We start from the raw sequence: 23384 nt of genomic DNA, 5'->3' as shown, positions 1-23384 counted from the left end.
AAGAGATGAAACGATACGTCAGCATACTACTAGCTATAATTCCAATTTTTTCGCTGAATGCGCTAAATCAGCAGCTGAGAATCGGCGGTGAGCGCGGTTGGGGAGAATTCTATGCCCAGGAGAGTGTTACCCGGGTCAATCTTTCGGGTGCTGAGTACCTTGTTCTCGAGAGTCCGAAAATACAACCGGGACCAGCTACTCAGCTATTGCTTCGATTTGACGAACTGCCGAGCCGCGATCTCAGCGGCGGTTTCAGGGTGCAACAGGATCTTCATCAACTGAGCACAGCTGAGTTCAAGGTGGGATCAGCAGCAGGAGTATTTCGTGGAGAACCGATGCTGCTGCAGGCAGATCAGGCAGTGCTGTTTCAGCCGGGCATGCATTTTGAAGGATTCACGATTTCATTCTATCTCTATGCTCCACTTCTACGCGAAGGTGAGGAAATCATCAGCTGGCAGGGAATTGATCACCGCAGCAATCAGCGGCAGCAGTTCAAGGTATCCGTCCAGGACAGAAGGCTTGAATTTGTCTGGCAGAATTTGTTCATGGATGAGGGCCGGCAGCTACAGACTTTTCGGTTACGCTCTCATGATGGGCTGCTTCCAGGGCGCTGGTCTCATCATTTCGTGAGTTATGATCCGGAAGACGGACGGCTGGCATATTATGTGGACGGCCAGATCAGTGATGTCAGTTATGTCACAGGTAATAGAAACGGTAGCGGCTCACCTCTGCCGATGTATGTTGGAAATGGTTCGTCAGCTGTTCTGCAGATAGGTGCAGGTCTGGAAGCATTGATTGATGAGCTTCACATCAGTTCAGTACCTATGGAATTGCCGTCGCTTAGGAGATATAGTGATTCAGTCGGGAGAGTGCTGCTGGCCCCATATCAGTTTGAGTCGCCTCGTACGAAGCTACGATCATTCTCATATGAGCATGCAAACCAGGGTGATACTGATGTCCGGGTCTTGATTCGTTCCGGAACTCAGCTGGATTCACGGGGAAATGTAATCGGAGAGTGGGTTGATTCTGATCTGCCTGATGCAATACAGCGGCTTGATCCTGCCCGGTTCGTCCAGTTGATGGTGGAGGTGCTTCCTGATGGTGTGGGAAGCAATTCTCCATTGCTCAGGCATGTCGATATATCCTATCAGGAGCTACCTCCGCCGATACCTCCATCGAATGTCCGTCTCATTCCCGGCCGTGAATCCCTCAGGGTGGAATGGAGTCGGGTACATGATCCTCTTGTTGGCGGATATCTCGTTTTTTTCGGAACCGAACCCGGAAGATACTTCGGAACCGGGGATCGAAACTCTCCGATCGATGCAGGAGATACGAATTCACTCGAAATTGGAGGTTTGAAGCCGGATACATTGTATTATGTGACGGTAATGTCTTATGATTTACAGGACAATCGTCTGACTAGTGTATTCAGTCGGGAACACAGGGTGCGCATTCTGCCGCCTGATGAAATGGATTTGTAAAATGAAGAGTGAAGAAAAAAGACTGCGGGCCTTGCGGGCAATATCTCTGCATGATTATGAAACAGCAGAAGTACTCGCTGTAGAGCTGGTGGATGAGTTCTCCCATTCCTGGCATGCCCATATGATGCTTGGTACGATCTACACCGAGCAGCGGAAATATGACCAGGCGGAAGAGTGCTTTTCCATGGCTGTCAGACTCCAGCCGGAAAACGCTGAAGGATATAACAATCTGGCGATTGTGTGTCGGCACAAGAAACAACTGAATGATGCCCTTGAACTGGCCCAGACCGCCTTGAGTTTTGCTCCGAACCGCAGCGACATTCTGTATAACCTTGGAAACATCCGCAAAGGTATGGGCGATTTTGAAGCAGCCGTCTCAGCCTATAAAAGTGCAATACATTATGATTCTGATTTTGTGATGTCCTACAATAATCTGGGAACTTTGTATGAGCAGGCAGGTGAGCATGCCAAGGCCGTCGAAATTCTTGTAGAAGGACTTGAGCATGATGTAAATCATCCTAAACTGCGTTATAACCTCGGTATTTCTCTACTTGCTCTCGACAGACTGGAGGAAGCAAGGGATGCATTTATGCATGCATTACGGTCAAAACCTGGATGGATAGATGCTCTCAACAACCTTGGAATCACCTGCCAACGGCTGAATAATGCAGAAGAAGCTCGCAAGATCTATGAGGAGATTCTGTCGATTTCCCCTGAAAATCCCCGGGCACTCAATAATATAGCAAGTATTTTAAGCCAGCAGGGAAAATATGAAGAAGCCGGGCAGTATCTCCGGAGATCGCTGAAGAAAGATCCATCCTACAAAAAAGCTGCCAGCAACCTCGGTCAGGTCCTTGTGCACACGGATGGCACGCAATATATAGATGATCTTATAGACATGGTGGAAAAAAGTCCTGATAATCTCGATCTGCGAATGCATCTTGCCCTGGTGCTGGAGCGTTCAGGTAGATATGAGGATTCCCGACGTCAGCTTCATGAGCTTCTCGAGGCCGATTCCGGGAATATTCAGGCATTAAAGCTGCTTGCTGGCGTTGCCCACCGACTGGGGCTTGGCGAGGAGTCAGCGGACTGTATCCAGCGCTTACAGGAGCTCGGGAACGGAGAAGGTGATTTCCAGATTGAGCTAGCCAGAATTCAGTTCGGTATGCATCAATATGTTGAAGCCGAGAATAGAGTCCGTGCATATCTCGAAGACAATCCCGATGACCTGAAAGCAGCAGGGCTGCTGTCAGAGATATTGTCTGCTAGAGGTGAAGATTCTCAAGCCGTGAGCCTTCTGAATACATTACTTGAAGACAACCCCGATGACGCATATCTCCTGTCATTGCTGGCCCGCTTTGAATCAAGGTTGGGTCATAAGGAAAAAGCGATGGCTGCGGCAGAGGAGCTGATCAGTCTCCAGGGAAAGAGAGCCTCGGCAGATGATATCAGCGCATTGAATCAGAGTCTCGATCTCTATGAGCAAATTGTAGACTCATTCCATGATGAACTTGGTGATGCCTGGACACGAAATATCGAAAAGCTCGGAAGACTCGTTAACCTCGGAGGAAGCAGGGATACACAGGCTGTAGAGAGTGAGCAGGGTGATTTTCTTGAGGAAGACGACTCAGTCCCTGTGCTTGATTTTGGCGCCAGTGATTTTGAAGCAGAGGATATTGAACAGCTGGGCAGTTTTGATGACTACGAAGATTATGAGGAAGAGTTTGAATACGAGCTCGAAGATGAAAATATTGGAGATGACAGGTCCGGAAATGATGTGTCCATTTCTGCAGATCGGTCCGGTTCAGGAAGGCAGGATGGAGGATCTCCTCAGTCTCAGGAAAAGCCGGTCGGAAAGCCTCAGCAAAACGCAGCTCCTGCTTCTGGGGAACCAGTAGAAGAAACCAGTCAGGAACAGAGTGGTATACCAAGTTTAATGGATCTTCTGCAGGATGCTTCTGCAGCTGAAGAGGGCTTGATACACAAGTATATTCCTGATTCAGAAGAAGAGGGGTCTCCTGCGCCAGAGCCCACAGGTTCTGACGGGAAATCTTCGGAGAAAGGCAATGCACCACAGCAGCCGCGGCAGCCCCAGCAGCCGGAGGCGCAGCCGCAAGCGCCGCAGATGCCGCAAGCGCAGATTCCGCAACAGCAGCCGCAACCACTGTCGCAGCCGCCTCAATCACAGCCATCATCGCCACCGCCGCAGCCGCAAATTCCCCAGCAGCCGCAGCAAGCGCAGGTTACACAGCCACAGCCACAGCAGGAATCGGACATTCAACCGTCCCTGCCGGATGTACCCCAGCAGCCCCAGCAGCCTCAACAACCACAGCAGCCGGAAACACCGCCTCAACAATCGCAGAAAGCACAGCAGGTGCCGCAGCCGCAGCAACCTTTCGAGCAGCAATTTCCTCCGCCCGGGTATCGGCCTCCTTCATCAACACCCCCAATGCCTGCGGGTGGTTCTCAGATGCAGTCGCCCAGGGGATACCCTGCACCTTCACCATCAGGAGGGAGACCGTTTCCAGGGCATCCTCCCGTTCGACAGACGGCGCCCGAAATGCAGCCGGAGTCAGGGATGCCTCGTCAGGCTTCGCCTTCGGTTGATGAGGCTCAGCCCGAAAACATTCAGCCCCCTGAGATGCAGGGTGAGGAGGTATACTTCGATGAGCCGGTTGAAGATGATGAACCATTGGTATGGGCGCCTGAACAGGAACCGGCAGCTGTAGAAGACTGTCCTCCTGAATTTGTGGAAGCGGTGGAACCTGATCCTAAACTCAGTCAAGCCAGAATGTTTGAATACTTACTCGGACTTAGCGAAGATCTTCCGGAACAGCAGAGAAAGCAGTTCGTTGAAAGTGATCTTCCGCTGAAAATCGAATCTATACGTAACAGGCTGTTGGGCCGTAGAGGTCTGATGGAGACTCTGCAGGCTGCCAGAGGTACAGTAGATCAGCCGGTAGGTTCAGAAAAAAGTCATGTGAGCTCAAAAAGCCTTGCAGAGACCTTCAAATTCATTCAAGATATGGCCGGATCTTATCCTGACCACCGTATCGGCCAAGCAATGGGTACGCGAATGCGCCGTATTCTGGAGCGAATAGAAACTGCTGGTCGGGATTCCTAATATTTAAGGAGCAGTTTATCATGACAACCGAACATTCTGTCACGACCTTGCACCCACTTGAGGTGAAGGTACTGCTGGAGTTTTCCGCAAGTGAAAAGATAACCCCCGAAAAGATTGTTGAGCGTCTTGCATTCAATCTTGGCCAGGCAAATCAGGCAGTCAGCTGGCTTGTCCAGAAAGAGCTTTTGCTGGAGCAGGAGCGGGTAATGAAGGTCAGCTATGAGTTGACTGACCTGGGGGCTGAATACCGCGCTAACGGTTTTCCCGAAGAGCGGCTTCTGAAATGCGCACAGAAACAGCCTGGGTTGAAATTGCCTGAAATTGCTGTGGCAGTTGGCCTTGAACCCCGGGATATGGGGTCTGCATTTGGAGCGCTCTCAAAAGCTGGGGCCGTCAGCATGGACTCCGATAAGTGCATACACGCAAAAATCAAAGATCTACCGGAATTCTGTAAGGTAATCCGGGGTATTCTTGATAAAGCTTCATCAGGAATCCGCCTGGAGCATGATGATTTGAGCCCACAGGAACAGCAGATTATCTCCGGAATCAGTAAAAAACGCGGGGCATCAGCAGTTGCTTTCAGAATCGTCGAGCGTGATGAGGTCATTTATGGCTTGTCTGAATCTGGATTGAAAGCTGCTTCCGGGCTGCATAAGGAGGGGATAACCGGCGATGAAACCGGAACCCTTACACCTGAAATGCTCAAGAGCGGCAACTGGAAAAATGTCCGGTTTCGTGAATATAACGTGAATACATCACCTACCCGTGTACTGATGGGGCGGAGAAATCCTTATTGTGAATACCTGGATTGGGTTAAGGACAGGCTGGCAGCGCTGGGTTTTGAGGAATTCGACGGTCCGCTGGTAGAAACCGAGTTCTGGAACGGCGATGCGCTGTTTATGCCGCAGTTCCACAGCGCACGTGATATTCATGATGTGTACTATGTCAAAGAGCCTATGTATGCCCGGGAAATTGAGCAGCCGTATCTGGATAATGTTGCGCAGGTTCATGAGGATGGTGGTGACAGCGGCAGTCGCGGCTGGGGTTATGGCTTTGATCGCGATTTCACGCGGCGACTGGTCATGCGCAGTCAGGGAACCGTCCTGTCAGCAAAACAGCTTCGTAATGCCAGGGTTCCCGGTAAGTATTTCGGTGTGGCCCGTTGTTTCCGCTATGATCAGGTTGATGCGACCCATCTGAGTGATTTTTATCAGACAGAAGGAATTGTTCTGGGGAATGATGTCAATTTAAGGAATCTTCTTGGACTGCTGGAGATGTTTGCGACTGAAATCGCAGGGGCAACCGAGGTCAAATATGTTCCAGGTTACTTTCCTTTCACCGAACCTTCGGTAGAAGTGCATATCAAGCACCCTGTGCTTGGCTGGTTTGAGCTTGGTGGGAGCGGTATTTTCCGACCGGAGGTTACCAAACCCATGGGTATTGATGTTCCGGTTCTTGCCTGGGGACTAGGAATCGACCGAATGGCCCTTATGCATCTTGGACTGAACGATCTACGTGAATTGTTCTCCGGAAACATCGAGAATATCCGTCTTCGGAGGGGGAAATAAGTCATGCCGAAAATAGAAGTTTATCAGGAAGCCCTGTTCCAGAGAATGGGTGCCAAACTGTCGAATGACGAGCTGGAGAGTCTGCTTGAATGTGCCAAGGCCGAGCTTGATGATGTCGATGATGAAAATGGATTATTCAAGATTGAACTGAACGACACCAACAGACCCGACCTTTGGTCAACCGCTGGTCTTGCACGTCAGCTTTCAGTCTATTCAGGACAGAAGAAACTGCTTTCCAGCTACTCCTTTTTTTGTCGACCAGGTGATAAGGTAAACGCAGGCTATCGGATACAGGTCGACAAGAGTGTTGAGGATATCCGCCCCTATGTTGTCGGTTTTGCTGTCAGTGGTGAGCCGGTAGATGAAGCAACATTAAATGATCTCATACAAACCCAGGAAAAACTCTGCTGGAACTTCGGTCAGAAGCGTAAAGCAGTGGCAATGGGAGTCTATCGCAGAGAATTGATCGTCTTCCCTGTGCAGTATAAAGCTGTTGATCCTGACAAGGTATCCTTTCAGCCTCTCGGTCTGGATACAAGGATGAGCATGCGCCAGATGCTGAAGGATCATCCGAAGGGACAGGAATTCGGGCATATTGTTGCAGACAAGAAGTTATTTCCATTGCTTGCAGATGCCGAGGGGGAAATTCTCAGTTTTCCACCTGTTATAAACAGCAGCCGGATCGGAGCAGTAGAAACCGGTGACCGTGAACTCTTTGTCGAATTGACCGGCACGGATCTGAAATCTCTGCTGCTGGCTGCTTCAATAGTGGCCTGTGATCTTGCAGATGCCGGGTTTACCATTCATCCGACTGCAGTTGAGTATCCATTTGATACCCCATTCGGCCGGGAATTCCAGGTTCCGATGTATTTCCAGGAGCCGCAGTCAATAGCTCTGTCAGATATGAACAAGCTTCTCGGCAGTGAATTGAGTGCCGACGAGGCAGTGGCAGCTTTGGCCCGTATGGGTGTGAAAGCCGAGGTCAAACAGCAGATAATCGAGATTGAACCTCCTGAATACCGGAATGACTTTCTTCATGGAGTCGATATTGCCGAAGACATCATGATTGGTAAGGGCATGGATTTCTTCAAGCCTGAAATGCCCCGTGATTTTTCTGTTGGCCGCCTCACGGCTGCAGAGGAGCTTGGACGCAAGGTCAAGATGCTGATGGTTGGACTCGGTTTCCAGGAAATGATTTTTAACTATCTCGGCTCAGACCGTGATTATCTGCAGCGCATGTATTCGGAAGATGATCTGGAAAAGGCTCGGGCCGGCGCTGTGCAGATTGCCAACCCGATGTCTGAAAACTATGCTGTAGTCCGTCCATCGATACTTCCTAGCCTTATGAGTGCAGAGGCCGTTTCTGCAAGCGCGGCATACCCACACCGGATTTTTGAAGTTGGAAAGATTGCAAGAACCGATGCTTCTGATAATCAGGGTTCGGTTACCGAGAATACCCTCGGCTGGCTGCATACTGATGCTGACACGGATTTTACCCAGGTCAGTTCCCAGTTGGCAGCGTTGATGTATTATCTCGGCAAGGAATATCGACTGGAACCCCTTGAAGACTCAAGGTTCATTCCAGGCCGTGTCGGGCGTGTAATTGCAGATGGTAAATCAATCGGACTGATCGGAGAGCTGCATCCAAGGGTTCTTGAGGCCTGGGGCGTCCATGTTCCTGTGACTGCCGGAGAAATCTGTCTGGATGCACTGTAAAAACCATAATATGAGTGGTAAAAATCTGCCGCTCATATTACCCTTAATATTGTGCAGCAAGGAAAGATAGATACAGGCTTACCAAGCATACTTATTCCCTATCCCGGGCCGGTCGAAGAAGGCTGGCAGGATATCTTTCTGTATCTGCGCCCTGAAACCAATGGAGTACAGATAGAGAGTGCAATATTAAAGGTTTTCAGCCAGCAGAAAAGCTATAAAAAAGACCTGGAGCTCGCCTATATGGCGAATCTTCCGGGAGAGTTTATGATGGCTAATCATGTGGTTGAAAATCACTACCAGGCGCAACTGCATTTTGCTGTTCACGGCAAGGCTGCTTTCACCCCGTATATGCGTTATCTCTTCACCAGATATTTTCAGGTTCCTTTTGATGAAGCTGAAATTTACGGAGCCTTCACTGCGCTTCGTGTGTTTCGGCTCACACCTGAGGAGTTGTTCAAGCTCTGGGTTGATCCAGCGGATTTGCTGGAGATGAACGGGCAGATCATCAAGCGCCTGGGTGACAACTTTATAGTCAACTACAATATTCCAGCTCTGCTTCATAAACACACCCAGCAAACAGATATTGCTGTTCTTATGTTCCGGACCAGGCTGAGTTATCCCGAGTTTGTAGCAACAGTAGAGGAGGTTCGCTCGGCACTTGTCGAGATGGGTTATATTAAGCCTACATATCCATTAGGGAGGGTGTTTCATTATTCAAAGGGACCGATGGACCAGATTCGTGACGGCCTCGGGTATCTTTATCACAGCAACGGGAAAAGTATTCCTATTGAGGATCTGTCTTTTTGCCGTTATCTATTTGAGCGGGGCATTCAGCCGCAGGTGCTGCTTAATCTCATAAAATTCCCGGTTGTTGTTATGGATGATGAGCGTGAAGTCGACTTTTTCAAGCTGACAGCAGGTTGTGATTACCTGCACTGTATCCGGGTAATGCGCCGCATTTCTTCCCAATATATCTATACCCTTGGAATCGGAAAATTCACCTAATATCTGATCTTCAGGTCAGCCATCAACTGAAAGCCGGTAATTGTCAGAGTGCATCTTGGATCCGGGCCTGGTTCACCTTTAACCTTTGCATCAGCCATTATTGATGTCGCCTGATTTCTGACTGCAACATCTGGCGGGAGCATAATCTTGATATCTCCCATTATACAGTTGATCTGCAGATGCAGTTCTCCATCCGGAATATTAACAGCCCTCAAGTCAAATACGCTGTCACCCATTAGATTGAAACAGCTTACACTGCGGTTCTCGACCAATTCTGCACCGAAGGAATTGGATCCCATAATAGTGGTCAGGCTGCGAACCGGGGAAACCGGGGCTGTCCTGTCAGACAGTCCTGCTGAATTCCTGATTGCCGGAAGCTGATATTCTGCGGGAAGATCCGACAGTACCTTTTCCAGATTTCTGATTGATGTGGCTATATTGACCTGTGCAATCTTGTCCTCGAATTCCTGCGTGTCAAGATATTCATCGGCATAGCTTTTTGTGAGTTGGTCTATAGCAAGTTCCCGTCTTCGTTCCAGAGGGCTTAAAGGCAATTCCATTGAATCCATGTCTGATAGATTAAATCGTTCTCACGGACTGGTCAAGCTTGTGAGACTTGCATCCGCAAGCTATACTTGCGTCATGGGCAAAGATCAGATGAATTTGTTGAACCGCGTGATCCCGTTTCGGTTTCTTCATCCGAAGCAGAAGGAATGGGTGCTTCAGCGCCTGGAACATAGAGAGTACAAGGCAGGGGAAAGGATTATCAATCAAGGTGATCCTGATGATGTCTGTGTGTATCTGATTCAGAGTGGCTGTGTTGAGCTGCTGGATGAATCAAGCGGCCGGCCGCAGCAGATTACGATAATCCAGTCCGGACATTATTTCGGCGAATGGGAGGCTTTATTCCGAATGCCGAGGCGTTTAACGGTGGCCGCCAGAGAAAACTGTGTCTGCAGCTGTCTGAGCGGCGATGACTTTCTCTGGATTCTTCAGGAGTCAAAGTCTTTCTCCCTGGCCCTTGGTGCAACGCTTCGTGACAAGCAGGGCATATTTTCCGCGTTTGACCGATTCAAGACTGAACTTCTGCGTTCTATCGACAAGGGGCATATTTCTGTTGCCGGAATGCTTCCGCTGTACCGGGATCTTGAGCCTGCTCTTCACCCTCATTTGAATGATCCGGAAATGCTGCAGACTGGCGCGCTTAATTATGCTGTCCGGCGTCTTCCGGAAAATCTTACCAGGACATTTGCTTTTCTGTTTACCGATGAACTTCCTGTGCAGTACGCCGAGCCCAACCGTTACTTCCCATCCATAGGCAGTGCTGCCAGACGGCGAGATATATGGGAGTTATTACCGGGAAAAAACCTGGTGTTGCTCCGCAGCGGGCTTTCTGATCTTGTTGATATGCTTTCCTGCCTTTGTCTCTATGCAGTGGAGGCCGAGAAAATCAGAAGCCGGCTGAACAGTTCTGAAGTATTTGCAGCCATCGATGCACATACCCGGAACCCGGAATGTGATGATTTCGAGTTTCTTGAAACTCTGCCTTTTTCCGGAGCCGAGATCTGTGGTCTCAAGGAAATCTGGCCGGAACAGACTGTTCTGAGGCTTTTTGACATAATCAGGCACCGGGAAATGTTCAGTATCGATGTCAGAAAGCAGACCAACAGCTGGAGCAGTCGGCGTATGGATCTGTGGACAGCCCAGATCGGACAGGCCGTACGTGAATCTATCCTTTGTGATCCTTCCGAAATGCCGGAGGATCTGAGAGTGCATATAATCAGCAGTAACACCCATTCAGTAAGTAACTGCTTGAATCCCTGGTATCCGGAAAACCGCGACAGGGTTCTGGCCTGGGCCGAGAGCGTTCAGCATTCTGCTCTCCTGGAACATTGGGACAACTCCAATGATTTGTTGTATGCCTTGCTTCGCGACTATTTTCGTAGTTATCCGGAGGAGCAGGAGGCTTCGGCTGCACGAGGAAGGGACCATGGAATTGTTCGTCTCAAGGAAACGGCATCGACTGGAATCCAGGTGCAGATTATTGACTGTTCCAGGCTCTCGGGTGCCGCAATCGATCCGGATGTTGTCCCCGTCCCATCGGATTGCAGGGATGTAATAATCAACATTGATTATGCATTTGGTGAGCAGGCGGAGCATATAATGCGGAACCTGGTAATCCTGTTCGGTGAGAATGTTCGCAGTATCAATTTTCTTGGCAAAGCAGGGGCCTTGCTGGGTAAACGGGGTGATGTGCTGGCGCCGACTGCCTTCATCGAACAGGCAACGGATTTCTTCCAGCCGGTACCCCTGTCCTCCCCGAAAGCTCTCGAAGAGCTTGGAAGCCGCATGCCGGGACGAGAAGTGCATATCGGACCAATGCTGACGGTTGAGGGAACGCTGCTTCAGAACAGCATGATGCTGCATTTTTACCGGAATATCTGGTCATGTATCGGACTTGAAATGGAAGGCACGCATTATTACCGGCAGGTTCTTGAGTCAACACAGACCGGGGTTATTCCCGGCGACGTCGACCTCAGGTTTTTCTATTATATTTCCGATCTGCCGATGGAGCATCAATCTGCATTGTCAGCCCGTATGCAGCTGTCGGAAGGCGTACCCCCGCTCTATGCGATTACACGCCATATCCTCAGTGATATATTCCGCAGCAGCTGCTGAGCTGCCGCTGCTGTGGAATCAGAATTGATCAGATTATCGAATCGAGTTTTCCGACGGCCTCGCAAAGAGCGTCGCCAAATGACTTGTATTCAGTGAATACAGGGATCTGGGGCTGCTCCAGCTTTATGCTGTCAGGAGGGCAGAAAAAAGCTCCATAATCAGCTTCCTTGATCATGGACAGATCGTTGTAGGAGTCGCCGGCAGCGAGGACCTTCAGATTCATGGATCGGAAACCCAGTACTGCATGGCGCTTACCGTCCTGCTGACGCAGTTTATAGTCTACAATCTTCCCCGCATCATTGGATATCAGGTCATTGCAGAAAATTGTCGGGTATCCGAGGCGTGCCATTGCCGCTCCGGCAAATTGCCGGAAGGTATCGCTGAGAATTACCACCTGTGTGGTTTTTCTCATACGATCAAGAAAATCCCGGGCTCCCGGAAGTGGTTCGATAGCATGCGCAACCTCGGTTATGCTATGCATGTCGATTCCATTCTCATCGAGAATCCTCAGGCGTGTGCGCATAAGTTCATCGTAATCGGGAATGTCCCTTGTTGTTATGCGCAGGTCGTCAATACCGGTGGTATCAGCCACCGCCAGCCAGATTTCGGGGATCAGAACCCCTTCCAGGTCAAGGCATAGTACAGTCATAGCTGCATTATGCAGAATGTTTATGCCGCAATCAAGCTAGGAAAATTCATTAAGAATTAACTTAACTTTTTTGCTCGCATATATTACCCTATACAGATGGGGTAATGGGCTTTGAAAGTACAAGGTAAATTTAGCAGTCTCTTCGGCACCAGGGTTGGTGGTACGAGGGTAGTTCCGCTTCTTCACAAGATTATTTTTATTTTTCTCGTGTTTCTTCTTCTGTCAAATTTTGTGACGAACTATATAAATCTGACACTGAACCGCGGTGAGCAGATCCACCTGATGAATCAGCTGCTGGTAAAGGATCTGAAAGATCTCCAGATATTTGCAGCTAATCAGGCACAGATATTCGATTTCAATCAGGATATCGAGGCCGCAACCTTAAACATGAAGAATGCAGCCGGCAGGGATCTCAGGGGGCAGAAATCGCTTGCGCTGGCGGTAGGGCAGGATGGAGATTTTCTGTTCCTGGCGACAAACCGCAGTGATACACCTGATTCTTTTACTGACGAAAATGTGCTTCAGTCGATGAAGGACAGGCTGGATGAAGGTCTCAGCGAGGGAACTATACGTTTTACATTTTCGAGAGATAACTATTTCGGTGTCTATCGTTACAATGATCAGTGGGATACATTCCTTGTTCGTGCAGAGGAACTCGGCGAATTCTATAGTGACTCACAAAGAAACTTCCGGATAATTTCTGCAATAATAATAGCCCTCAGTTTTGCAAGTGCTGTTCTCGGTATAATTTTGCTGAGGCATATCCTGCGTTTTCTCGGGCACATAACCCAGGCGATAATGCAGATGCAGGATGAGCAACAGCTTGACCTGTTGAAACTGGAGGGCGCTTCCAACGATGACATAACCTATCTTGGAATGGCCTTCAATTCTCTGGCAGCCACTGTCGATAACCTCATGGGTATCTTCAAGAAATTCGTTGCCCGGGATATTGCAGTTAAAGCCTACAAGGAACGTGAAATCAGGCTTGAAGGCGAGAAGCGTAATCTGACTATTCTGTTTACCGATATCCGGAGTTTTACCTCCATGACCGAAACTCTGGGGACCGATATTATCAAATTGCTCAATCTGCATTATGACCGGGCGATCCGGCTGATTCATGACCAGCATGGGGATATCGGCTCGATTATCGGTGATGCGCTTCTGGCAGTGTTCGGAATTATGGGAGATAACCGGCAGAAATCAATGCTGGCGATTGACTCTGCATACCATATACAGGATGTGGCATCGAATCTCAGGCGCGAGATGCGTCAGAGAAGAGAAGCTATTGAAGCCTCGGGAGGCGCTCTGACTGAAGAAGAGGAGCGTGTGTACCAGGCTGTGCTGCTTGAAGTAGGTGTCGGTATCGATGGCGGTGAGGTCTTCTACGGCAATATCGGAAGCCTGGAGCGCATGGTCAATACTGTTATTGGAGACAATGTGAATGCTGCCTCCCGGCTCGAAGGACTTACCAGGCTTTATCAGGTTCCGGTGATTTGTTCTGATTATGTCCGTGAGGAGACCGAGGCTGTAACCAACAAGTACTATTTTCTGGAAATAGATCAGGTTCAGGTTAAAGGGAAATCGGTAGGTAAGAAGGTGTACTGGCCGATCAGTCGGAGTGAGTTGGGCGATGAGGGGATGGAGGAGATACATGCCTATGAGAAGGCCCTCGAGCTGTATTATTCCGGGAACTGGGCTTCTGCCTATGATGGTTTTGTCCAGTGCAAATCGCTGCCGTGTGCTGCGGTTTTCAGAAGACGGACACGAGGCAGTATCTGCCCGAAGGGTTGGAATGGTATATGGACAATGAAAGAAAAATAATCCGTCGGGGAGCAGATCTGTTCCTTGAAGATGTTAAGGGTGAACTCAGCCAACGCGAAAAACAGTATGATATCGCTGCCGAGTTCGCAAAGACAAGAAAAAACCGTAGTTACCTGGTGCCGATGATCATACTGTCATCGATTCTGTTTTCATTACTGCTGTCGGTTGGTGTGTATCTGCTCATCGAGCGCAATACGGCACGTGTCCAGATTCAGGTCGGCGACTTTCAGGATATAAACCTGCGGGAAGTCCTGGATACCGTTTCCCGTCTTGAATCAAGATTGCGCAGACTGCAGGATGCGCGTGACAGAATCGAGAGCGAGTATGGGCGCAGACAACAGGACATCCGGAGCAGGGCCTCCAGAGAAGAAAGCCTTCTGCTCGACCGTGGACTGACCCAGTCCCAGTTGAACGCTGAACGCAATCAACTGGCAGAGAGACAGACCCAGGAGCTTGCAGCGGTTGAGCAGCGTTTTGAAAGTGAAATGGCGGAGAATCAGGCCGAGATAAATGAGGTTCTGGATCTGCTTGCTCAATATGATACCCGTCAGAGAGATACTGCCAGAGAACAACAGGCTGTACTCGACAGTCAATCACAGTTATTTGAACTTCAGCTTGAAGAGCTTGAGGCCGAATATACAGCGCGGATAGAGAACCTGGAGCGCGATTATCAGGAGCGTATAACTGAACTGGAATCGCATCAGGATAGTCTGAGAAGTACACTGGAGCAGAGGATCGCCCGCGAGCGGGCCGAACTCGTCCGGCGTTATAATCCTCTGCTTAACCAGGGTGCGGCTGCGGAAATCATCGGTGGAGACCTGCCTGTAACGGCTGCGTTCGCTTCGAGTGATAATTTTTTCCCTTCGTATCCGGTGCTGGAGCAGGAGGGTATACAGGAGAGCGGAGAGCCAGAGAGAATTTCATCCTATCTGCAGGAGCTTGAACTGCTTTTGGCAAGGCTTGATCAGATTCCTTATACAAACTCTGTGCCGGACATCCTTGCTCACATTACTGCCCGCAGCAGATATCTCTCAATGTCATATCAGCTGACCCGTGAGCGTCAGGCTGAAGTTCTGAGCCGGAGGCTTGTTCAGATACAAGAGCGGGAGGAATACATCGGCAGGCTTATGTATGCAGCCGAGTTCTTTACAAGAAGCAGCCGTGAAAACGGTTATATTCTGAATCCTCTTGATCCGGATCAGATGATCGTGTATGTGGATCCGGAACGTCTTGCGCGCAGCACCAAACGTGGCTATGTGTTCAGGACCGAGGATCAGTTGATTGCCGAGATAGAAATACGAACCGAGGGCATGCGGCAATATGCAGAGGTTATTTCACTCACTCCAGGTGAGCATATTGAGCCGTTCGATACAATACTTCTGCAGCTGCGGGATATTGATTAAGGAGATTGTGATATGAAAAAACTGCCAATTATACTACTGGCCGTATTGATGCTGGCCGGAACAGCCACCGCCTATGAAATTAGTTATCAAGCCCTTGAAGGAAGTCGTTTCCCTGAAAGCAGCCAGCAATCGCAGGTTGAAAGCTTTCTTGAATCCCTGGAGATGATTGTCCCTTCTTCGGTGCTGGTGGTCGAAAGAGAGCTTGGCATAGAACTGCTGCTGGTGCCTGAGAGTTTTGTCTATGAGGGCACTGATTTTACACGTAACCTGCCGGCTGGGCTGCAGTTTTTTGCCAACGGAGAGATAGAGTTTGATTTCCGCATGCGGGTAGCTGAATTCTTTCTGAGGATCAGTGGTCGCTGGTTCAGTGAGCGTCAGCTTGCCGAAACAATGTATCGAGCCCTACAGAATCCGCAGGCCTTCCTGCAGTCACAGGATCCTGAGATACTTTTTCAGAGAATGATTGAACAGGAGCGCGTGTCGGCGGCTCAGCTTGCCCGGATTTACGAGCTGCAGGAGGAAACAGCAGCCTTGAGGGATGAAGCTCAGAGCCTCAGGGATGAAGCCCTCGATCTCAGAGATGAGCTGCAGGGGCAGCTTGATTATCTTTCGCGTATGCAGAGTTATCTGCAGGAAACTGTGATCGTTGAGCACAACCGGGGCTTTTTTGGCGGTCTGCGTGTTCCTGATGTCGATATGGTTATGCGGGCCCGTGAACTCAAGACGGCTGACCCCGGACTTGATGCCAGAAACCTCAGGGATATGCTGAGAGAGGAAGGTTTTTCTGCTTCTGATCGGGAGGCTGCCCTTATTTTATCCGTGTTTTTCAATGAACACAGCTGATTTCGCCGGCCACAGCGTATATGTAAAACCGAATTGCGAATCGCGGTGTTGAATAAAGCTTGTCATTCAAGTATTATCTGCGCACATAAACTGCTGACAGGTGATTTGTTAGAATCCATATAAAGGGAAGAAAACTATGAAGTTTGATATTCAGAAAATGCGTAATATCGGGATCAGTGCACATATCGATTCCGGTAAAACAACGCTGACCGAAAGGATCCTCTTCTATTGTGAGAAGATCCATGCTGTGCATGAGGTTCGGGGCAAGGATGGTGTTGGAGCGACCATGGATTCCATGGAGCTGGAGAAAGAGCGTGGGATTACCATCGCATCAGCATCTACCAACGTAACCTGGAAAGATACCCCGATCAATGTTATTGATACACCCGGCCACGTTGACTTTACAATTGAGGTTGAGCGTTCACTCCGTGTTCTTGACGGAGCAATTCTGGTGCTTTGTTCTGTAGGTGGTGTTCAGTCACAGTCAATCACTGTTGACCGCCAGCTTGCCCGCTACAACGTACCTTTCGTAGCATTTATCAACAAATGTGACCGTACCGGGGCAAATCCATACCGTATCAAGGACCAGCTGATCGACAAGCTGGGTCATAATGCAATTATGCTGCAGATGCCAATTGGTCTTGAAGACAAGCTCGAAGGTGTAGTCGATCTCGTTAAAATGAAAGCCTTCTACTTTGATGGTGACGACGGACAGATTATTCGTGAAGTCGATATACCTGCTGATATGCAGGAGGAAGCTGCACGACGCCGTGAAGAGCTGATCGATGCAGCATCCATGTTTTCTGACGAACTCGCTGAAGCCTTTCTTGAAGGTGAAGTCGAAGAGGGACTCCTCAAGTCTGCAGTTCGAACTGGTACGTTGAAGCGTGAACTTCTGCCGGTTTTCTGTGGCTCTGCCTACAAGAACAAGGGAGTGCAGAAACTGCTTGATGCAGTAGTTGATTACCTGCCGAGTCCGGGACAGGTTGAAAACTTTGCTCTTGATCTGGATAACGATGAAGCTGAAGTTAGCCTGAAACCTGTAGAGGATGCCAAGACCGTAGCTCTGGCGTTCAAGCTGGAAGACGGTCAGTATGGACAGCTTACATACATCAGAATATATCAGGGTAAGGTCGAAAAGGGATCGGAATTGTATAACTCCCGATCACGCAAGAAATTCAAGGTCGGTCGGCTTATCCGCATGCACGCCAGCAATATGGAAGAAATCGATTATGCCGGACCTGGTGATATTGTTGCACTGTTCGGTGTAGAGTGTGCATCCGGTGACACCTTTGTGTCTCAGGGACTGAACTATTCAATGACCTCAATGTATGTTCCTGCTCCGGTTATTTCTCTGGCTGTTTTTCCGAAGGACAAAAAATCTTCTGACAATATGGCTAAGGCCCTCAACCGTTTCACCAAGGAAGATCCGACCTTTACTACCTATGTCGATCCTGAATCAAATCAGACTGTTATTCAGGGCATGGGTGAGCTTCACCTTGAAGTGTACATTGAGCGCATGAAGCGTGAGTACAAGGCTGAGGTAGATACCGGCATGCCGCAGGTTGCCTATCGTGAAACAATCAGCAGGAAGGTTGAGTTTGACTACACCCACAAGAAGCAGACAGGTGGATCCGGTCAATATGGACGTGTAGCAGGATACTTCGAGCCGTTTGAAGATGATAAATATGAGTTTGTAAATAATATCAAGGGTGGGGTTATTCCTGTGGAATATGTACCTTCTGTTGATAAGGGTGTCCAGAAAGCTATGGAGCGCGGAACACTTATCGGATTCCCGATAGTAAACGTACGAGCTGTTGTCAATGATGGTGCCACTCACCCGGTTGACTCATCCGACATGGCGTTCCAGCAGGCAGGTCTCGGTGCATTCCGTCAGGCTTATGATAAAGCCGGCCCTGTTATTATGGAACCTATCATGAAGGTTACCGTTGAGGGACCGACAGAATTCCAGGGAAATATTTTTGCTACCATTAATCAGCGCCGTGGTGTTATACTTGCATCAAGTGAGGATGGGGCTTTCTCTGTTGTTGAGGCCGAAGTTCCTTTAAGTGAGATGTTCGGTTACTCTACTAACCTGCGTTCTTTGACTCAGGGTAAGGCAGAGTTTAGCATGGAATTTCTCAAATACGGCAAGGTTCCTCAGAGCATAACAGAAGAGCTGCGGAAAGCGTATCTTGAGAAGCAGAAAGCTGATCAGGGCAAGTAAAGGGGGAGACGATGGTTAAGACAGAATTAGTGCAGCGCAGCCCGCTGCGTATCCTTGAAAAATCGATACATGGCGGTCTTGGAACAGGTAACCTCGGGGTAATCGCAGCGCCGGAAGGTATCGGAAAAACCGCGGTGCTTGTGCACCTTGCGACAGACAAGCTGCTTCAGGGGCAGCATGTTATCCATGTGTCTTTCTCTGAAAAGACTGATCATATCTATGCCTGGTACGAAGATATATTTTCCGAGATTGCAAGATTGAAGAATCTTGATGATGCTATGCAGGTTCATGATGAAATAATAAAGAACAGGGTAATCATGAACTTTGTTCAAGGTGAGGTGGCAGTAAAGAAAATTATCAGCAGTATCCGTGCAATTATTCGTGACGGAGAGTTTGCCGCTGATACAGTTATGATAGACGGATTCGACTTTACAAAAACCAATGCCGATGAGATTGCCGAGCTGAAGCAGTTCCTCGCTGAAGATGGTCTTTCTCTCTGGTTCAGTGTATCTGTACCCGAAACCCAGAACTTCTCAGCAATCGAAATCCCCGCATGTCTGGCTGATTTCAGCAATCAGATAAGTGTACTTTTTACGCTTGATGATACAGCAGAGCATATCTGCCTTCGTCTGGTCAAAGATCACGATCATTCTCATCCGGAAGATCCGCATTTGATGCTGGATACCAAGAGTCTGCTCGTTATTGAAGAGAAATAGTTATCGCAGAGGCAATTGCAATATGACTTTTTGTGAAAAGCTTCTGTATGAACAAGAAAAAAGCTGCCTTTTGGCAGCTTTTTTTATTCCGTTTTTATTTGAGCTCTTTGCAAAATTACATTTTGCATGAGCATTCGCAAGATTATAAATTCTCAAGTTGTTTACATAAAACAACTTGAGAATTCGCTACTAATGCGAGGAGGAAATTGCACGTAATTTTGCAATTTCCTCTTTGCTTATGCAAATTTATTGATGAGGGAACGTGTCACACGGGTGTGAGAGGTCGGTTCAGCTCAGTCCAGGTCGTCATCGAAGTCATCAAGTGGATCCATATCTTCAGTATCTTCCAGATCCGGTTTTTCGGATTCGAGGCGGCTGAAAATTGCTTCTTCCATTTCTTTTTTGGTTTTACCCAGAGCCGAAGATGTTTCTGCCACCAGCAGTGTAAGGGCACTGTCAAACAGTTTACGTTCCAGAATAGGGAGTTCCTTGACCTTGCTGCGATGGTACAGTGAACGAACAACTCGGGCAATATCGGATACACTGCCTTCCTTGAGCAGGTCAAGGTTCATCTGGTATCTCATTTTCCAGTCGGCAGGTATCGGATCACTGGCTTCTCCGACCAGCTGAAGGGCATGTTCGGCTGATGCCTTGTCAACTATTGCTCTGATTCCGAGTGGCTCTGCTTTGTCTACAGGTACCATTACCGTCATATCCGAGACTTCAAGGTAAATAACATAGTACAGGATTGTTTTACCCTGAAATTCACGGGTTTCAATCTTGTTGATTATACCAACGCCCTGTAGAGGATATACGACCTCCTGTCCAGCAGCGAAAGTGGTTTTTTGATCTTTTGTTTGGGAAGCGCTCATGTCCTGAGTATATTGATATATTCTGTCTTCGTCAAACTGTCAGTAGAGCGCGATGCCTGGACCAGGAAGGAATTCTATTCTGCGCATGAATTTAAAGGGGTGAATATCCAGCACGGTAGGAAACCAGCCTTCAAGATCCATGGTATTTACCAGATTGAATGCTGCGGTGTGGCTTATGGGCCAGACACTTCCTTCCTGAAGCAGTAAGCTCTCTGCTTCAGCAAGTGTTTTCATGCGTTCCCGGTTTTCCTGACTATGAGATAGGCCAAGCAAACTGTCAAAGTGAGGATTTGAGTAGGCAGCCTCATTTATTCTGCTGTCACTCTCAAACAGCATGAGGAAAGTCAGTGGATCAAGATAATCTCCTATCCAGGTAATGCTTCCGATCGTGTACTCGGTATCTGCCAGTCTGTCATAGTAACCTTCGCCACTTCTGAATTGATCGATTTCTACATTAAATTGCAGATGCTTCACAATGCTGCTGCGGAAAATCTCTGCGATACGTCTCTGTTCGGCGCCGGGAGGAATTCTGATTATAAAGTCGGGGAGTCCCTCACCGAGCGGATGACCTGCACTCTCCAGCAAGGATAGTCCTTCTTCTATATTCTGTGTTTCTATGCCATCGGTTCTGCCGTACCCGGGGATCTCCGGTATAAGTTGATTACTTGGCTGGAAGTGTACGGCTTCACTGCGCACCTCGTCCCAGGGGATAAGCAGGCTTATGCCTCTCCTGACTTCGGGTGAACGAAATGCTTCCTGGCGATGATTGAAGTAGAAAAATGAGGTGCTGAATACCGGGTTGATCATCAGGTATTCAGGATTATTCAAAGCTGAAAAATTGAAGTTTCCCATTGACCATTGAATCTCTCCTCTGTTGAAGGCCTCGGTAACCTCTATAACGTTATCGGAATACTCAATGAATATGGAATCGAGAGCGGTACGGGCAGAGTCCCAGTAGTGCGGGTTCGGCTCGAACTCCAGGCCGTCGGAATCTGCCTGAACAAGCACGTATGGACCATTTCCTGTAATGCCATCGTTGCCGCTCCTTGATTCATTACCGAGTAAATCAGGATGAATAAGAACCATGCTTTGATGTGCTAACATGTCCAGAAAATAGGGCGCTGGGTGCTCGAGCTCGAATACTAGTTCATATTCGCCTTTGCTTTTTATACCTACCGAGGATTTGTCGCCATTACCAGTTCGGTAATTTCTGGCTCCGATAACAGCATCCAGAAATCCGGAAAAAGGACTGGGTGAATCCGGATTGATGTGTGCCATAAATGACTGGACAAAATCATCGGCTGTTATGCCCCGGCCGTCGGAGAACCGCGCATTCTCTCGAAGATAGAAGCGTAGCTCGGAGCCGTCTTCGCTGGTCTGCCATTCTCTGGCTGTGCCTGGAAGTGGCTGCAGGGTGACCGGGTCCTGTATAACCAGGCCCTCGTATATTGCCGTGTATATCTGGGCTTCGGTGGCTGTATATGTTCTGAGAGGATTGAATTCTATATCTGCCGGGAACATAGATACACGTAAACTATTGGCGCTTGAAGCATTCATCGGGGTGACGTAGACAGTAAAAAAAACTGATGACACGGTGAGCAGAACAGCTGTCCACCTTCGCAGTAACAAGGAACGCATGTGCATATAGTACTGCAATATCAGCGTTGAATCAAATAATCACATAAAGGTTTCTGTTTCTGCTCATGAAGGTTGATCCCGGGATATCAAGTAATGTATTCAGGTGTCGATATTTATTTACAGGAGTCTTGCGTGAGATATAAGTACATAATACACATCTTTTTCCTGGCGGTAATTTTATGCGGTGGATTTGTATCAGCTGCGGATCCTGTCAGTGGTGAGCTCGATTTTTCCGCTGCCTATGTAGTGCCGGGAGGTCCGCGGGGATTTTTTGTCAGGAATGTCCAGATAGATGCAGTTCCAAGTGCGATTTTCATTGAAGAGCGTTCTGAGGGTAGATTCGTCGTCAGAGAGGTATATGCTGAACAGGATTATCTGCTGCCTGCGGATTCCGTGTGGGATTTTGCTGCGGTCTACTGGGAAGATGATGCTACTATAGTGATTGATGGTGTTCTGCTGGAGGGGCGCCTTGTGAAAGGAAGCTTCAGTCTGCAGGATGATGATACAATATTAATTCAGGATCTAATGGAAAGCAGCCGGCTTGACATTACAAGAGGTCATCGGGCAGAGGGACTGCTCAGGCTTGTCCTGGAATCAGAGATGAGCAGGCAGGCAGACGAGCAGCTGCGACTCGGTGAGAAGATAAAAGAACAGGAAAATCAGCTCCTTCTGATGAAGTCCAGAATTGAGGCAGCAGAGCATCTTGAACTGCAGTATCTCGAAGAGATAGAGCAGCTTGTCCACAGGGTCAGTGAGCTTGAGGATGAGAATGCCAGGCTGACGGAGCAGGTGGCTGACCTTGAGTACAGACTCGGATCGGACGGCGAAAGCGCGGGAGCGGGCGCTCAGTATCTCCTGACAGAGGAAATACGGCAATTGCGTGTGGAAATATCCCAGCTGCGTGACGAGCTGAAAGATAATCGTACAGAGGCCGTGGTTCCAGGACCCGGCAGTGATGTACATGCTCTTGAGAATGAGCTCCTGGGAAAACTCGGTAGTCATGGTCTCGTAGCAATGCTGCAGCATAGATTTACCGAAGAAATTCATGTGCAGGAGGGCCGGGCCGTGTTTGGAGACTGGGTGTGGGATGATTCCGTACTGCGGCAGCAGGATTCCTCATCCCTGTTTGCCCGCTACCGTCTCCCTGCACCTCAGAACGAGCGTCCAGCATTGTACAGGCTGCAGGGTAAATCCACTGGAAGTGGTTGGGTTGGTTATGGAATACATCTGCAGGCTCATTCTATCCGGGCAGCGGGGTATGGACATGGAGAAAGTATCCTTGTCTGGCTGACCCGTGACAGACGGGCATATGGTGATGATCGTACATATCTACAGCTGTATCGATCCTTTGATGACATAGATATGCGTATGCAGCTTCATGCTGCTATTGAGACATCGATTGATGACAAGCTTGAGTTGGCAGTTATGCTTGAGCCTGTATCCGGCTACATTACCATTTCAGTTGAGGGGCAGGATGTTCTGCGGTATAAGCTGCCTTTTCCTGTTGATAGTGGAAGCGAGATAGCATTGCGTAGTCTGGATACAGCGGAGTTTCATGAGCTTGAGGTTCGTTTTGTGCCGGATGAACTTCTCTGGTAGTAAGGTAGCGTGGTAGTAAGGAATAATTGATCAGAGCGCTGTT

General features: G+C 48.8%; 16 protein-coding genes. 12 read left to right on the top strand and 4 right to left on the bottom strand.

Going from position 1 to position 23384, the window contains the following annotated elements; genetic code table 11:
• Positions 1-5 precede the first annotated feature (5 nt).
• From ACYQ2L_RS03920 to ACYQ2L_RS03900, 5 genes are read left to right on the top strand one after another with little or no spacing between them, the layout of a single operon-like run.
• On the top strand, positions 6-1481 hold the full coding sequence (locus ACYQ2L_RS03920) for a LamG-like jellyroll fold domain-containing protein (protein ID WP_460051278.1): 1476 nt from the start codon (positions 6-8) through the stop codon (positions 1479-1481).
• 1 nt (position 1482) lies between these two features.
• A complete protein-coding gene (locus tag ACYQ2L_RS03915; protein ID WP_460051276.1) occupies positions 1483-4605 on the top strand; it encodes a tetratricopeptide repeat protein in 3123 nt (1040 codons plus the stop codon).
• A 20-nt stretch (positions 4606-4625) separates the two neighbouring features.
• A complete protein-coding gene (pheS, locus tag ACYQ2L_RS03910; protein ID WP_460051274.1) occupies positions 4626-6173 on the top strand; it encodes a phenylalanine--tRNA ligase subunit alpha in 1548 nt (515 codons plus the stop codon).
• 3 nt (positions 6174-6176) lie between these two features.
• The gene (gene pheT / locus ACYQ2L_RS03905; RefSeq protein WP_460051272.1) at positions 6177-7889 is read left to right on the top strand and encodes a phenylalanine--tRNA ligase subunit beta; all 1713 of its coding nucleotides are present in this window, start codon (positions 6177-6179) and stop codon (positions 7887-7889) included.
• A 51-nt stretch (positions 7890-7940) separates the two neighbouring features.
• The gene (locus ACYQ2L_RS03900) at positions 7941-8894 is read left to right on the top strand and encodes a hypothetical protein (protein WP_460051270.1); all 954 of its coding nucleotides are present in this window, start codon (positions 7941-7943) and stop codon (positions 8892-8894) included.
• On the opposite strand, the gene ACYQ2L_RS03895 is transcribed toward ACYQ2L_RS03900, so the two are convergent.
• The gene (locus tag ACYQ2L_RS03895) at positions 8891-9463 is read right to left on the bottom strand and encodes a DUF1707 SHOCT-like domain-containing protein (protein ID WP_460051268.1); all 573 of its coding nucleotides are present in this window, start codon (positions 9461-9463) and stop codon (positions 8891-8893) included. The genes ACYQ2L_RS03900 and ACYQ2L_RS03895 overlap by 4 nt on opposite strands.
• 73 nt (positions 9464-9536) lie before the next feature.
• Between ACYQ2L_RS03895 and ACYQ2L_RS03890 the strand changes: the two genes are divergently transcribed.
• Entirely contained in the window at positions 9537-11573 is a 2037-nt protein-coding gene (locus tag ACYQ2L_RS03890; RefSeq protein ID WP_460051266.1) for a cyclic nucleotide-binding domain-containing protein, read from the top strand.
• Between the two features lie 28 nt (positions 11574-11601).
• On the opposite strand, the gene thrH is transcribed toward ACYQ2L_RS03890, so the two are convergent.
• Complete coding sequence (gene thrH, locus ACYQ2L_RS03885; RefSeq protein WP_460051264.1) at positions 11602-12222, bottom strand: bifunctional phosphoserine phosphatase/homoserine phosphotransferase ThrH; 621 nt, start codon at positions 12220-12222, stop codon at positions 11602-11604.
• Positions 12223-12333: 111 nt separating this feature from the next.
• Here thrH and ACYQ2L_RS03880 point away from each other — a divergent pair, with 111 nt between their 5' ends.
• The 5 genes from ACYQ2L_RS03880 (at position 12334) to ACYQ2L_RS03860 (ending at position 19232) form a co-directional block, all read left to right on the top strand.
• A complete protein-coding gene (locus ACYQ2L_RS03880; RefSeq protein ID WP_460051262.1) occupies positions 12334-14043 on the top strand; it encodes an adenylate/guanylate cyclase domain-containing protein in 1710 nt (569 codons plus the stop codon).
• Positions 14022-15446: a hypothetical protein gene (locus tag ACYQ2L_RS03875; RefSeq protein WP_460051260.1), complete on the top strand. Its 1425-nt coding sequence runs from the start codon at positions 14022-14024 to the stop codon at positions 15444-15446. The genes ACYQ2L_RS03880 and ACYQ2L_RS03875 overlap by 22 nt, the downstream gene beginning before the upstream one ends.
• 12 nt (positions 15447-15458) lie before the next feature.
• Positions 15459-16289, top strand: coding sequence for a hypothetical protein (locus ACYQ2L_RS03870; RefSeq protein WP_460051258.1), 831 nt, complete (start codon positions 15459-15461; stop codon positions 16287-16289).
• A gap of 136 nt (positions 16290-16425) precedes the next feature.
• Positions 16426-18516 carry an elongation factor G gene (gene fusA, locus ACYQ2L_RS03865; protein ID WP_460051256.1) on the top strand — a complete coding sequence of 697 codons (2091 nt, stop codon included), beginning with the start codon at positions 16426-16428 and terminating at the stop codon, positions 18514-18516.
• Positions 18517-18527: 11 nt separating this feature from the next.
• Positions 18528-19232, top strand: coding sequence for an AAA family ATPase (locus ACYQ2L_RS03860; protein ID WP_460051254.1), 705 nt, complete (start codon positions 18528-18530; stop codon positions 19230-19232).
• Between the two features lie 293 nt (positions 19233-19525).
• On the opposite strand, the gene ACYQ2L_RS03855 is transcribed toward ACYQ2L_RS03860, so the two are convergent.
• Both ACYQ2L_RS03855 and ACYQ2L_RS03850 read right to left on the bottom strand, forming a co-directional pair.
• Positions 19526-20104: a CarD family transcriptional regulator gene (locus ACYQ2L_RS03855; RefSeq protein WP_460051252.1), complete on the bottom strand. Its 579-nt coding sequence runs from the start codon at positions 20102-20104 to the stop codon at positions 19526-19528.
• 39 nt (positions 20105-20143) lie between these two features.
• The gene (locus ACYQ2L_RS03850; RefSeq protein ID WP_460051250.1) at positions 20144-21742 is read right to left on the bottom strand and encodes a peptide ABC transporter substrate-binding protein; all 1599 of its coding nucleotides are present in this window, start codon (positions 21740-21742) and stop codon (positions 20144-20146) included.
• Positions 21743-21874: 132 nt separating this feature from the next.
• Between ACYQ2L_RS03850 and ACYQ2L_RS03845 the strand changes: the two genes are divergently transcribed.
• Positions 21875-23341, top strand: coding sequence for an AAA family ATPase (locus ACYQ2L_RS03845; protein WP_460051248.1), 1467 nt, complete (start codon positions 21875-21877; stop codon positions 23339-23341).
• Positions 23342-23384 lie beyond the last annotated feature (43 nt).

Source organism: Spirochaeta dissipatitropha, assembly GCF_054657935.1.
Note: the sequence above shows the minus strand (reverse complement) of the source record. Positions and strands in the feature narration are given on the sequence as shown.